At 70.0% G+C, this 11,609-nt stretch carries 10 protein-coding genes and 1 pseudogene; 5 read left to right on the top strand and 6 right to left on the bottom strand.

Annotation, left to right across the window (positions count from 1 at the left end; all coding sequences use genetic code 11):
• Positions 1-338 precede the first annotated feature (338 nt).
• Complete coding sequence (locus GWI24_RS46395; protein WP_281790876.1) at positions 339-473, top strand: hypothetical protein; 135 nt, start codon at positions 339-341, stop codon at positions 471-473.
• A gap of 184 nt (positions 474-657) precedes the next feature.
• A complete protein-coding gene (locus tag GWI24_RS31135; RefSeq protein ID WP_210949277.1) occupies positions 658-1,782 on the top strand; it encodes an ADP-ribosylglycohydrolase family protein in 1,125 nt (374 codons plus the stop codon).
• Here the strand turns inward: GWI24_RS31135 and GWI24_RS31130 are convergent.
• A complete protein-coding gene (locus tag GWI24_RS31130; RefSeq protein ID WP_308344146.1) occupies positions 1,767-3,185 on the bottom strand; it encodes a glycosyltransferase 87 family protein in 1,419 nt (472 codons plus the stop codon). The genes GWI24_RS31135 and GWI24_RS31130 overlap by 16 nt on opposite strands.
• Positions 3,186-3,419: 234 nt before the next feature.
• Here GWI24_RS31130 and GWI24_RS31125 point away from each other — a divergent pair, with 234 nt between their 5' ends.
• Positions 3,420-3,989: a GNAT family N-acetyltransferase gene (locus GWI24_RS31125; protein WP_210949275.1), complete on the top strand. Its 570-nt coding sequence runs from the start codon at positions 3,420-3,422 to the stop codon at positions 3,987-3,989.
• A gap of 92 nt (positions 3,990-4,081) precedes the next feature.
• Here the strand turns inward: GWI24_RS31125 and GWI24_RS31120 are convergent, their stop codons facing one another.
• Positions 4,082-5,656: a sodium:solute symporter family protein gene (locus GWI24_RS31120; protein WP_210949273.1), complete on the bottom strand. Its 1,575-nt coding sequence runs from the start codon at positions 5,654-5,656 to the stop codon at positions 4,082-4,084.
• 314 nt (positions 5,657-5,970) lie between these two features.
• Positions 5,971-6,753 carry an SDR family oxidoreductase gene (locus tag GWI24_RS31115; RefSeq protein WP_210949272.1) on the bottom strand — a complete coding sequence of 261 codons (783 nt, stop codon included), beginning with the start codon at positions 6,751-6,753 and terminating at the stop codon, positions 5,971-5,973.
• 154 nt (positions 6,754-6,907) lie between these two features.
• Between GWI24_RS31115 and GWI24_RS31110 the strand changes: the two genes are divergently transcribed.
• A complete protein-coding gene (locus GWI24_RS31110) occupies positions 6,908-7,735 on the top strand; it encodes a hypothetical protein (protein ID WP_210949270.1) in 828 nt (275 codons plus the stop codon).
• Positions 7,736-7,868: 133 nt separating this feature from the next.
• Here GWI24_RS31110 and GWI24_RS31105 read toward each other — a convergent pair whose 3' ends face one another.
• The 3 genes from GWI24_RS31105 to GWI24_RS31095 form a co-directional block, all read right to left on the bottom strand.
• Complete coding sequence (locus tag GWI24_RS31105) at positions 7,869-8,078, bottom strand: DUF397 domain-containing protein (RefSeq protein WP_037947978.1); 210 nt, start codon at positions 8,076-8,078, stop codon at positions 7,869-7,871.
• Between the two features lie 193 nt (positions 8,079-8,271).
• Positions 8,272-9,165 carry a helix-turn-helix transcriptional regulator gene (locus GWI24_RS31100; RefSeq protein WP_210949269.1) on the bottom strand — a complete coding sequence of 298 codons (894 nt, stop codon included), beginning with the start codon at positions 9,163-9,165 and terminating at the stop codon, positions 8,272-8,274.
• A 381-nt stretch (positions 9,166-9,546) separates the two neighbouring features.
• A complete protein-coding gene (locus GWI24_RS31095) occupies positions 9,547-10,302 on the bottom strand; it encodes a GPP34 family phosphoprotein (protein WP_210949267.1) in 756 nt (251 codons plus the stop codon).
• A 255-nt stretch (positions 10,303-10,557) separates the two neighbouring features.
• Between GWI24_RS31095 and GWI24_RS46390 the strand changes: the two are divergent.
• A pseudogene (locus tag GWI24_RS46390) lies at positions 10,558-11,609 on the top strand (D-alanyl-D-alanine carboxypeptidase); the annotation flags it as partial.

Below are 11,609 nucleotides of genomic sequence, written 5' to 3'. Positions count from 1 at the left end.
AGGTCACACATTCGACCAAGGAACCTTCGTTCCCACTCATGGGGTCGCACGGCTGCAGCCAGAACACTCGCTCATGTGCGCCAGAACACGCCTGTGCGAAGGCAATCGCCAGCAGTTCACAACCCCGGCGCACGGTTCGCGGGCACGCCGCGCGGATACTTGCGGGCGCGCCACGCGGATACTTCGGGGCGAAACGCTCCTGGAGGAGCACGGCGATCAGTGGGACGCACAGGCCGGAGTGACCGCTCCGATCATCAGCCGGGCCGCCCTCGGCGACCGGGCCGGGGCCGAGCGATCACTGGCGGAGCTGTCCGCCACGCGGCCCGTGCTGGGAGACCGTGGACGAAGCGGTGGGGGACCTGGACGACCTCGCCCAGTGCCCCGGGGCCGACCCCGCCCTGCTCGCCGCCCTCCGCGCGCCGCTCGCCGAGCTCCGGGCGAGCCTGGAGCTCGGCCGGACGGCGCTCGGATAAGGGCTTTCGGCGCGCGGCCGACATTCGGTGAGGGAATTCGCATTCTCGGAATGCGACACTCCGTCGTCTTCTCCGTGATGACGCCTTCACAATCCGCGGCGGCCAAGAGGCGATCATTAGGTGTCCATTACAGTTCAAAGACAGTTCAGGGCCATTCACGCAGCGAAGAAAAGAGGCATAGGTCGTGACCGCAACCGCCAGCGCAGCGACCGGCGTATGGGGCCGCGCCGAACAGCAGGACTTCCGCAGCCGGGTGCGCGGCTGTCTGCTCGGCGGGGCCATCGGGGACGCGCTGGGGGCGGCCGTGGAGTTCGCCTCCCTGGACGAGATCAGGGCGGCACACGGACCCGAGGGCGTGACGGACTTCCTGCCCGCCTACGGCGGCCGCGGACGGGTCACCGACGACACCCAGATGACGCTGTTCACGGTGGATGGACTGATACGGGCGCAGGTGCGCCGTGACACCGGGGCCTGGCACCCGCCCACCGACATCCACTCCGCCCACCGCCGCTGGTACTCCACCCAGCGCGACTGGGGCCCCGATGAGCGCCGTAAGGACGCCGGCTGGCTGGCCCGCGAGGAGTGGCTGTACGCCCAGCGGTCCCCGGGCCGGGCCTGTATCACCGGGCTCGCCGACGAGACCATGGGCACCCTGGAGCGGCCCAAGAACCCCGACTCCAAGGGATGCGGCGCCGTGATGCGCTCCGCGCCCTTCGGACTGCTGGTGGGCTGGGAGCCGCAGTTGGTCTTCCAACTGGCCATCGAGTGCGCGGCCCAGACCCACGGCCACCCCACCGGCTATCTCTCGGCCGGTGCCTTCGCCCTCATCGTGCACGGCCTGGCGCGCGGCGAGGCGCTGGACGGAGCCGTCCAGCGCGCCCTCGCCCATCTGGCCACCCGCCCCGGCCATGAGGAGACCACCCACGCGCTGCGGCACGCCCTCGGCGCCGTACGGCAGGGCCTGCCGACGCCCGACCGCGTCGCGTCGCTCGGCGAGGGCTGGACCGGTGAGGAGGCGCTGGCGATGGGCCTGTACTGCGCGCTGGTCGCCGAGGATGTCCGCCATGGGCTGCTGCTCGCGGTCAACCACGGCGGGGACAGCGACTCCACGGCGGCCATCTGCGGCAATCTGCTGGGCGCGCTGCACGGCGAGACGGCGCTGCCGCCCGCCTGGCTGGCGGAGGTCGAGGGGCGCGGCACGATCCTGGAGCTGGCCGACGACTTCGCCATGGAGATGACCCAGGGCCCGGCCCTGCACGGCCCCGGCAGTTCCTCCCCGGCCTGGCTCACCCGCTACCCGCGCGCGTAGGTCCGCTCCGTGCCCGCACCTGCGGTGGTCCGCCGGTGCCCCGGGACCCCGATCCCCTCCCAGGGACGCCATGGACGCCTTACGGCGCGCAGGGTCAGATACGCGGCCACGCCCAGGAAGGCGACGCCGATCAGCGGATAGACGGCGGTGAGCAGCATCTGGGCGGGGTTCTGGTGGAGCTCCACCCGGGCCGGCCGGCTGTGGGGCGCGTACCAGACCATGAAGGAACAGAAGAGCAGCCCGGTCACCACCGTCCAGGCCGTCCAGCCCGCCGCGCCCCGCCGCACCGCCTCCACCGCGAGCAGCAGGACCATCGGGACGGCCCACACCCAGTGGTGCGACCAGGAGACCGGGCTGACCATGAGGGCGGTCACCGCGCAGGTCAGGGCGGCCCAGGCGCGGGCGTTCGGCAGGCGGCTGTCGTCGGTCAGCTGGGCGGCCACCGCCGTGGCCAGGCCCACACAGCCGATAAGCGCGGCCGCCGCGAGCCACCACATGCCCGGGTCGGGGGTGTGCAGCACACGCGCGAGCGCGCCCTTGAGGTTCTGGTTGCCCGCGCCCTCGACATCGCCGGGGCGGTCGGTGGCGAAGACGACCTCGGTCCAGAAGCGCCGGGAGTCATGCGGCAGCGCCAGGGCCGAGAACGCGACCGTAAGGACGAAGGCGGCGGTCGCGACGGCCGCGCGCCGCAGATGGTCGTTCAGGAGACGCCGTGGCGGCGGGCCGCTTCCGGGCCCGGTGCGCCTCCGGGCCGCCCCTGCCGCCCGCAGCCGCCGGAGGCCGAGGAACAGCCCGGCCAGCCCCAGGAAGACCACGAAGAGCCCCGGGGTGAGCTTGATCCCGGTGGCGATGCCCGTCCCGACCCCCGCCCAGCGGTGGCCCGCCCGGCGGGTCAGATCCCACAGCACCAGCGCCGTCACCAGCAGATTGATCTGCCCGTAGCGCAGCGTCGTCCACACCGGCTCGCACCACACCCCGACGGCGGCCAGGGCCAGGACGGCGGCCGGTCGCGGCACCCGGGCGGGCCATCCGATCAGTCGCAGCGACAGATGGGCCACGGCGACCATCAGGACGAGATTGACGGCCGTCCCGAAGGTCCGCAGGACGCCCGTGCTCATCACGGTCAGCGGGGTGAAGAGCAGGGCCGCGAACGGCGGGTAGGTATTGGGCAGATTGTGCTCAGTCGCCCGCATGTCATACAGATCCATGGCATTGCGTACGGTCCATCCCTCGGCGCGATAGACCAGCAGATCGACCATCGACACCTGGGCGGCCCGCTGCGCGATCCAGAACCCGGTGAAGGAGAGCAGGCAGAAGACCGCCGCGCACAGGACCGGTCGGCGCAGTACGAGGGCGCGGGCCCGGTGGATCCGGGAGTCGGTGATCGTCTGGGTGGCGGTCACGGGGGCTCCAGAGGTCCCTGAGGACGGCGGCTCGGTGGGGGCGGGGCGAGCCGGGTCCGGGTGGTGCGGTTGGTGCGGTTGGTGGCAGGCGGGCTCGGACGGCCGACCATAGTACGTTCCGGATGCGAACCGCAGGTGAGCAAAAGGTTGCCCGGACAGGCGGGATCTCCTCACCGCCACCCCTGCCCCGCGTTCCACTTCCGCCCCGGGAACGGTCGGCCGTAAGGTGGGCCGGTGCCTGCCTCCGCCGCCGTCATACGTGATGCCACCCACGCCGACCTGGACGCCATCGCCGCGATCTACGGTCACTACGTCACCGAGACCGTCGTCACCTTCGAGGAGACCCCGCCCACCGTCGAGGACTGGGCGCGGCGGCTGGCCGAGCTGACCGACCGGGGGCTGCCGTTCCTGGTCGCCGAGGTCGACGACGGCGGCGCAGCCCCCGAAAACGGCCGCCTTACGGTCGCCGGATACGCCTGCGCCGGGCCCTGGCGCCCCAAGCCCGCGTACCGCCACACCGCCGAGGACGCCATCTACCTCGCCCCCGGGCGGACCGGCGCGGGGCTCGGGGCCGCGCTGCTCGACGCCCTGCTCGCCCGCTGTGCCGAGGCGGGCGTACGGCAGGTCGTCGCGGTCATCGCCGACTCCGGCAGCGATGCCTCGGCGGCCCTGCACCGGCGCTTCGGCTTCCGCTCGGCGGGCCTGCTGGCCGGGGTCGGCCACAAGCACGGGCGTTGGATCGACACCCACCTCATGCAGTGCGACCTGACGGCCCGCGCATCAATAGACGGTGCGCCCCAATAGACGCCGCGCACCCACACATGGAACCGGGCCGCCGGTCACCCCGCACTGGGTGGTGACCGGCGGCCCTGGTCATGGCCGCCGCGCGGAAGGCGTCAGTCCGTGGCGCCCGCGACCGACTTGCGGTCGTCCGCGTCGCCCTGTTCCGGCACGGACAGCGCGGCACTCGCCGAACCCGGCCCGTCCTCATCCGAGTTGAGCGAGGCGAGGATGGCATCGCGCTCCGGGGTGTCCTCGGGCTTGATGTAGCCGATGACGATGAAGAGCACGAGCGAGACCGCGAGCGGGATGGAGATCTGGTACTCCAGGTTCACCCCTCCGTCGATCGCGTCGTTGATCGGGTAGTTGACGAGGTAGAAGGCGATCAGCCCCATGGCCCAGCTGACCAGCGCCGCCGTCGGACCCGACTTCCGGAAGGTGGCCAGCATGCCGAGCATCAGCGGGATCGCGATCGGTCCCATGAGCCCGGCAACCCACTTGATCACGACGGTGATGATGTCCCCGAAGAAGTCCGAGTTGACCTGGGTGGCGATGGCCATCGACAGGGCGAGGAAGAGCAGGGTGGTGTAGCGGGCCGCGATCAGCCCGGTGCGAGAGGACCATTCCCGTACCGACTTGAAGACCGCGGGCATGATGTCCCGGGTCACCACCGCCGCGATCGCGTTGGCGTCCGAGGAGCACATCGCCATGGTGTGCGAGAAGAAGCCGACGATCACCAGGCCCAGCAGACCGTGCGGCAGCAGGTGTTCGGCCATCTCGGCGTACGAGTCGGCGGGCTTGTCCGTCTTGATGATCAGCGGTGCGACCCACATCGGGAAGAACAGCACCAGCGGCCAGACGAACCACAGGACGGCCGACAGCCGGGCCGAGCGCTTGGCGGAGTGGGCGCTATCGGTCGCCATGTAGCGCTGCGCCTGGTTCCACATGCCGCCGTTGTACTCGAAGGTCTTGATGAAGAGGTACGCGAGCAGGAAGACCAGGGTGTACGGGCCGACGGTCGGCTGGTGGTGGCTGTCGGGGAGGTCGTCCCAGACGGTCCAGAAGGTGCTGAAGCCGTCCAGCTCGTGGAGTACGGCGATCAGCATCGAGATGCCCGCCACGAACTGGATGATGAACTGGCCGAGTTCGGTGAGCGCGTCGGCCCACAGCCCGCCGACGGTGCAGTAGACGGCGGTGACCGCGCCCGTGATCAGGATGCCCTGGTTGAGCGATACACCGGTGAAGATGGAGAGCAGGGTGGCGATGGCCGCCCACTTGGCACCCACGTCGACGATCTTCAGTAGCACCCCGGACCAGGCCAGCGCCTGCTGCGTGGGCAGGTTGTAGCGGTTCTTCAGATATTCGAGCGGCGAGGCCACCCTGAGTTTGCTGCGCACCCGGTTCAGGCGCGGCGCGAAGAGGTTGGCGCCGATCGCGATGCCGATGGCGATGGGGAAGGACCAGGTGACATAGGAGGTGATGCCGTATTGGTAGGCGATGGCCGCGTATCCCGTGAACATCACCGCGCTGTAGCCGGACATGTGGTGCGAGATCCCGGACAGCCACCAGGGCATCTTGCCGCCCGCGGTGAAGAAGTCGCTGACGTTGTCCACACGCTTGTGGGACCAGAGGCCGATGCCGACCATGACGCCGAAGTAGCCGATCAGTACAACCCAGTCGAGACTGTTCATGTCCCCTCCCAGGGGTCCGCCATATGAACGGGAGCGCACTTCGCCGCGACGTTCGTCATGGGCGGTTCCCCCGAGCGGGAGCGGGGTACTTCCGGGATTGAACCGCTCGTTCGGGTGACCGGTCAAGGGTTCTATAGGTCACGAATGTGAACGCAGATCAGAAAGAAGAACGAATTTACGGTTTCTTGACCTGACGGGGCGTTGTCGTTCGCATGCCTGTACGCCCACGATGAGCGGGCACTTCGTCAGACGCACGCCCACCGATCGCTGGGTCGTACGGGAGCGGGATCCCGAAAGGCCGGACAGGAGTCGCGCTAACGCATCAGTTCACCGGCGTTCACCAGCAGCGACTGCCCGGTGATCGCCAGGGCCCGGTCGGAGGCCAGGAAGGCCGCGGCCTCCGCCACATCGCCGTCCGTCGCCAGCTCCGGCAGGGCCATCCGGTCGGTGAGCCGGCTCAGCACCTCGGCCTCGCCCACGCCCTCGGTCTGGGCGGTGAAGGTCACATACGCCTGCACCGGCGGCCCCCACATCCAGCCGGGCTGCACGGTGTTGACCCGTATCCGGTGCGGACCCAGCTCACGCGCGAGCGCGTACATGGCGGAGGTCAGCGCGCCCTTGGAGGCGGCGTAGGCGGTCTGGCGCAGCTCGGTGGGGGCGGCGGACGACGACTGGGTGCCGATCAGCACGACCGAGCCGCCGTTGCGCTTCAGCGCGGGCAGGCAGGCGCGGGTCATCCGGAGCGTCCCGAACAGATTGATGTCCACCACCCGGGCCCAGGAGACGAAGTCGGCGTCCTCCAGCCCGCCGAAGTGGCTGTCCAGCGCGGCCACATGGACCACGGCGTCGATCCGGCCGAAGCGGTCGAGGGCGAGCGCGGCGAGGGCCTCGCACTGCGCCTCGTCCGCGATGTCGGTGGGCCGCCAGGCAGTGTGCTCACCGCCCGGATCGACCTCCTCGGCCACCTTCGGCAGCCGTTCCCCCGTCCGCGCCCCCATCACCACCCGGGCGCCGTCCCGGACGCACGCGGCCACCACCCGGGCCCCCAGTCCGGGTCCGACCCCGGAGACGACGACGGTCTTGCCCTGCAGCGGCATGGCGGTCCCTCCCGTGTCTGGCGTCGCGTCAGATTAGGGGCGTGGCCGTGAGATGGCCAGAGCGCCACCGGCCCCGTTTCGCCGTCCGATTCCGCGCACTTGATTCGGACGCCCCCCTCCCCAACTGACGTAACGTCAGCTACACCTGAGGGACATGACGAGCGACGCGTACGCGGAACTGGCCTCCGTCGGCCCGTACGGGGTGCGCCCTGGCCATGCCCTGATCACCCTGGTCGAGCCGCATCCGGGCCATGAGTACGCCTACAACCGCTGGTACGAGGACGACCACTTCATCGCGGGCGCGATGGCCATGCCGTGGATCTACGCGGGCCGCCGCTGGGTCGCCACCCGTGAGCTCCAGCTGCTGCGCTACCCCGAGAAGTCGGCGATCGCCCGGCCGGTGACCGCCGGCTGCTACCTCTCCGTCTACTGGCTCACCGAGGGGCGCTACGCGGACCACATGCGGTGGACGGTCGGCATCAACAAGCGGCTCCTGCGGGACGGGCGGGTCCACCAGGACCGTACGCACATCTTCACGGCCTTCCAGGACCACGAGGCCACCGTCTACCGGGACGGGGCGGCCGGGCCGCGTGACCACCACGCGCTGGACCACCCCTACGCCGGGCTGGCACTGGAGGTGATCGAGAGCGAGGGCCCGGAGCAGCGGGAGGAACTGCTCGCATGGCTCCGATCCAGACATCTGCCGCGCCGGCTCGCGGGCTCGCCCGCCGCGATGGTGACGGTCTTCCGGCCCACCCCGCTGCCCTCGGACCGGATGTCGTATGTGAAGCAGGTCGAGGGGGTCGACACCCGGCTGACCCTGCTCTGGTTCCTGGAGTCCGATCCCCGGGAATGCTGGGACCCCTGTTTCACCGGTCTGGACGGCGAAGTGGCCGATGCCGGTCTCGGCCGGGTGGAATTCATGGCGCCGTTCATTCCGACGATTCCCGGTACGGACCAATACGTGGCGGAACTTCGCTGAACCGGCGATGCGGGAAAGCGCCGGATACGGCAAGAGCCCTCTCGGCAGGGACGGCGACCGGTCGAGAGGGCTCGGGTGCGGGCTTGGCGCTCCGCGCCGCCGACCGCGCTACCGCGGCCGGGTGTTGCGGAGGTCAGTCGAGGTCGAAGGCGCCTCGGCTGACGTCGGACACAAAGGCCGACCACGATGCGGGGGCGAAGCTGAGCGTCGGTCCCTGGGGGTCCTTGGAGTCGCGCACGGCGATCTCGCTGATGACCGGGGAGGAGATTTCCACGCAAGCGCCGTTTCCGGCCGAGTACGAGGATTTCACCCACATGCTCGTCTTTCCCTGCTGAATGGACACGAGTGCTCCGATGCATTGTGTAGATGAGACGCACTCCCGATTGGAGGCGTCACCGACGTTACTCGGCAACATCGTCTGGAAAGCGGGCCATTCACTCGACCGGATGGCATATTCCCCTGGCCCCTTCCGCGGCGAGGCGCGGAGGTGTAGCCTCCGCCCTTCGCCGTTCGCGCCGGAGCGTTTCCGTCTCCCCTCAGTCCGCCGGGGCCGCCTCGCTCCCCTCCTGGTGCCGGCGGGCGTGCTCCTGGGCCATCTCGGTGATGAACTGGCGGCTCTGATCCGCGTTCAGCGCCTGGGCCCGCAGATGCTCGTACATCATGCTGTAGCTCTGCACATCGCTGAGCTTCTCCAGATACAGGTCGCTGGTCACGCCCTCGAGATAGACGACGCTGGTGTCCGACTCGTCCGAGAACTCCAGGATGGTGAACTGCCCGCTCATCCCCGGATGCGACCCCATGTCGAAGGGCAGCGCCTGCACCGTCACATGGGGCTCGTGGCTCATCCGGACCAGATAGTCCAGCTGATCGCTCATGATCTTGGAGTTGCCGACCACCCGCCGCATCGCCGCCTCGTCCACGACCGCCCACAGCCGCAGCGGGGCCAGCGGATCGGTGATCCGCTCCTGGCGCCTGAGCCGGACCTGGACCCGCTGCGCGATCTGGTCCTGCGGGGCCTCCGGCAGGGCTCCGCTGATCACCGCCTCCGCGTACTCCGGGGTCTGCAAGAGGCCCGGCAGCACTTGGGGTTCGTAGACCCGCAGCGACGCCGCGTCCGTCTCGAAGCCGATGTAGACGCTGTACGGCACATCGCCGAAGGCGTTCCACCACCCCTGCTGGCGCGACTCCTTCGCCATTTGCATCAGGGAATCGACCAGTGCCTTGTCCTCCACCTTGTAGGTGCGGCACAGGTCGCGCACATCGCGCTGGCTGATGCTGCGGCGCCCGTTCTCCAGTCGGCTGATCTTCGACTGGGAGACCATCAGCTCCTCAGCCACCTCCTCCGCCGTCATGCCCTTCTCCTGGCGGAGCCTGCGCAGTTCCTGGCCCAACCGGCGTCGCCGGACAGTGGGGCCGACGTTCGATGTCACGGGACGTGCACCTCCGGCTTCGTACTGCTGATTTATGCTGCTCAGCAGCCTGCCACTACCGGACGGGGCCGCGCTGGGAAATGGCCGCACAAAGGCGGCCGCACAACGGTGGGCGAACGCGCGCGCGGGGCGGTGGGACGGCCGGTCGTCCAAATCGGCCGTCCCACCACCCCGCGCGCTTCAGCGGCTCCCGAACCGGGTCAGTGGGGACTGCGGTGCGGTCGGTGGAGCGTCAGTGGTGCTCGGTGCTGCTCGGAGCCGGACGGTGGCGCTCCGCCCCGGACGGTGCCGGGAGCGGTGTCCGCCGCCCCGCTGACGGGCTGCTGGTGCGTTCGACGGGCTGGGTGGTGCGTGATGGTGCGATGGCGCCCCGAAGGGGCCTCAGCGCGCTCCGACGCGGGCCATGCTCCCGCGGCGGGACGGCTGGGCCGGAACGCCGGCCGCGGGCTCCGCCACGGCGCGCGTGCCCGGCGGTCGGCCTGGGCCCGCGGCCGGTGCGCGCCGTGGCTGCGCCGCGACACCGTTCTGCACGTCCATCACGGCGTGCGCCACGAGACCGCCCATCGGGTCGTGCCGGATCAGATCCCGGAGCCTGGAGCGCGAGGAGCGCCCCTCGTTCCCGGGATAGAGGTGCTTGCCGAGCCCGACCGCGTGGGCCAGGGCGGCGAGCGCGGCGGTCCGCGGGTCCGGCGGTACGCCGGTGCGGATCGCGCTGTCCAGCCGGGCCCTGATCTCCCGGCTGATCGCCGTGTCCGTCGCCTGGTAGCGCGTCGTCGGCAGTACGCCACACATCTGGCCCGCGACGGCATGCACCATGCCGCAGCGCTCCAGGTGCGTGAGGTACGTCTGGCGCAGCCCCAGTCGGGGCCCGCCGATCCAGTGGACCGCGCGCACCGGGCTGCCGCGTCGGCGCAGCAGCTCCAGCGCGGAGTCCAGAGTCGGATCTCCGGTCGGCCGTGGCAGCACCACGGCGATACGATCCCCGTCAGGGGCTATCCGTCCGGCCAGGGCCAGCTCTACTAGCTGTGCCCCGGCAAGACCGAGGTCAAGCGACTGCGGCTGCGCCGTGGTACCCGTGGTCGGGTCCAAAGCGAGCAGCAGAAGCTCCTCCGGAATTGTTCTGCGGCTCCTGCCCATCCATGCCTCCCCGCGTGGATGAATGACAGGGTGACCCCTCTCACATTGGTCTGTCGAGAGTGCCTGGGGGGTTTGGGTGGGAACCAGTAGGTATGTCGTTCTCGTCTAGCAGGTGGGCGGGCACCTGAAGACGCTCTCCGGCTGTGGCGATGCGCGATCGCGTGCCGGACACACAGGACACTGGTAGAGGTTGGGCTGCGGGACGTGACGCCATGGGGCGTAGGGCGTCCCGCGACACATATCGAGGAGGCATCGGTGGCGGGCGAGTCCCCCGGCAGGTCGGATCAGCAGAAGTCGTCGGGGGAGACGGCTAGGGGAGAGAGCGATCCGAGGCTCGCGATCTCGCGCGAAGCGGAGGCGGGCCAGGGCTCGACGGCGGTCGCCGTCGTGTCCGACGACCTCCGGTCGGGTTCCGAGGAGCCGGAGTCGGCTCCTGGCGAGCCCGGGGTGACCTCCCAGGCGAAGGCCGAAGCGGAGGCGGAAGCGGAACCAGAGGCACCGGCGGCCGGCCGGGGCGACGCGAAGGTTTCTGGTGTTCGCGATAGTGAACAGGGCGAAGCTTCAGGGACGTCGGAGGCGAAGGCGGAGCCGGAGGCGGATGCCGGTGCGTCGGACGAATCGCCCAAGGGGGATGCGGCCGAGCCCGACGCGGAGGCGGAAGCGGACGAGGACGGTGCGGACGGCGGCGACGACTCCGATGGCGCCGACGACTCTGATGACGCGGACGCCGACGCGAAGGTTGAGCGTGCGTCCGACGTCGAGGCGGACGAGGACGGTGACGAGCCGTCGAAGTCGTCGGTGGATCAGCGGACTGCTGTCTTCCGTACGGTGAAGCCGAAGGAGGGCGCCGACGCGAAGGTTGAGGGTGCGTCTGAGGTCGAGGCGGATGAGGACGACAGCGAGTCGTCGAAGTCGTCGGTGGATCAGCGGACGGCCGTCTTCCGTACGGTGAAGCCCAAGGCGGACGCCGGGGGCAAGGACAAGAAGGGCGAGTCCGAGAAGGACGAGGCCAAGAAGAAGGAAGAGACCAAGGCGGACGAGCCGAAGGCGGAAGAGACCAAGGCGGACGAGCCCAAGGGTGAGTCCGGTAAGGCCGCCGCGTCCGACGCGGACGACGACGTCTCCGGCAAGCCGATCGACCGCCCGACGGCCGCCTTCGGTGTGCTCCCGGAGAAGCCCGGAAAGGGCGACAAGGGCGGCAAGAAGGGCGTCGACCAGCCGACCACCGCCTTCAAGGCGGTCAGCCCCCCGGCCGACAGCAAGACGACTGACAGCAAGACGGCCGAGGGTAAGACCGCCGACAGCAA

Origin of the sequence: Streptomyces sp. MK37H, from assembly GCF_018035285.1 — a bacterium.
In the GTDB taxonomy this organism is placed as follows: Bacteria; Actinomycetota; Actinomycetes; order Streptomycetales; family Streptomycetaceae; genus Streptomyces; species Streptomyces endocoffeicus.
Note: the sequence above shows the minus strand (reverse complement) of the source record. Positions and strands in the feature narration are given on the sequence as shown.

Bases quoted from the DNA above. Each gene is read 5' to 3' on its own strand.
- GWI24_RS31120 (WP_210949273.1), bottom strand. From the start codon at position 5,656: ATGAACAGTCTCGACTGGGTTGTACTGATCGGCTACTTCGGCGTCATG.
- GWI24_RS31115 (WP_210949272.1), bottom strand. From the start codon at position 6,753: ATGCCGCTGCAGGGCAAGACCGTCGTCGTCTCCGGGGTCGGACCCGGA.
- GWI24_RS31110 (WP_210949270.1), top strand. From the start codon at position 6,908: ATGACGAGCGACGCGTACGCGGAACTGGCCTCCGTCGGCCCGTACGGG.
- GWI24_RS31095 (WP_210949267.1), bottom strand. From the start codon at position 10,302: ATGGGCAGGAGCCGCAGAACAATTCCGGAGGAGCTTCTGCTGCTCGCT.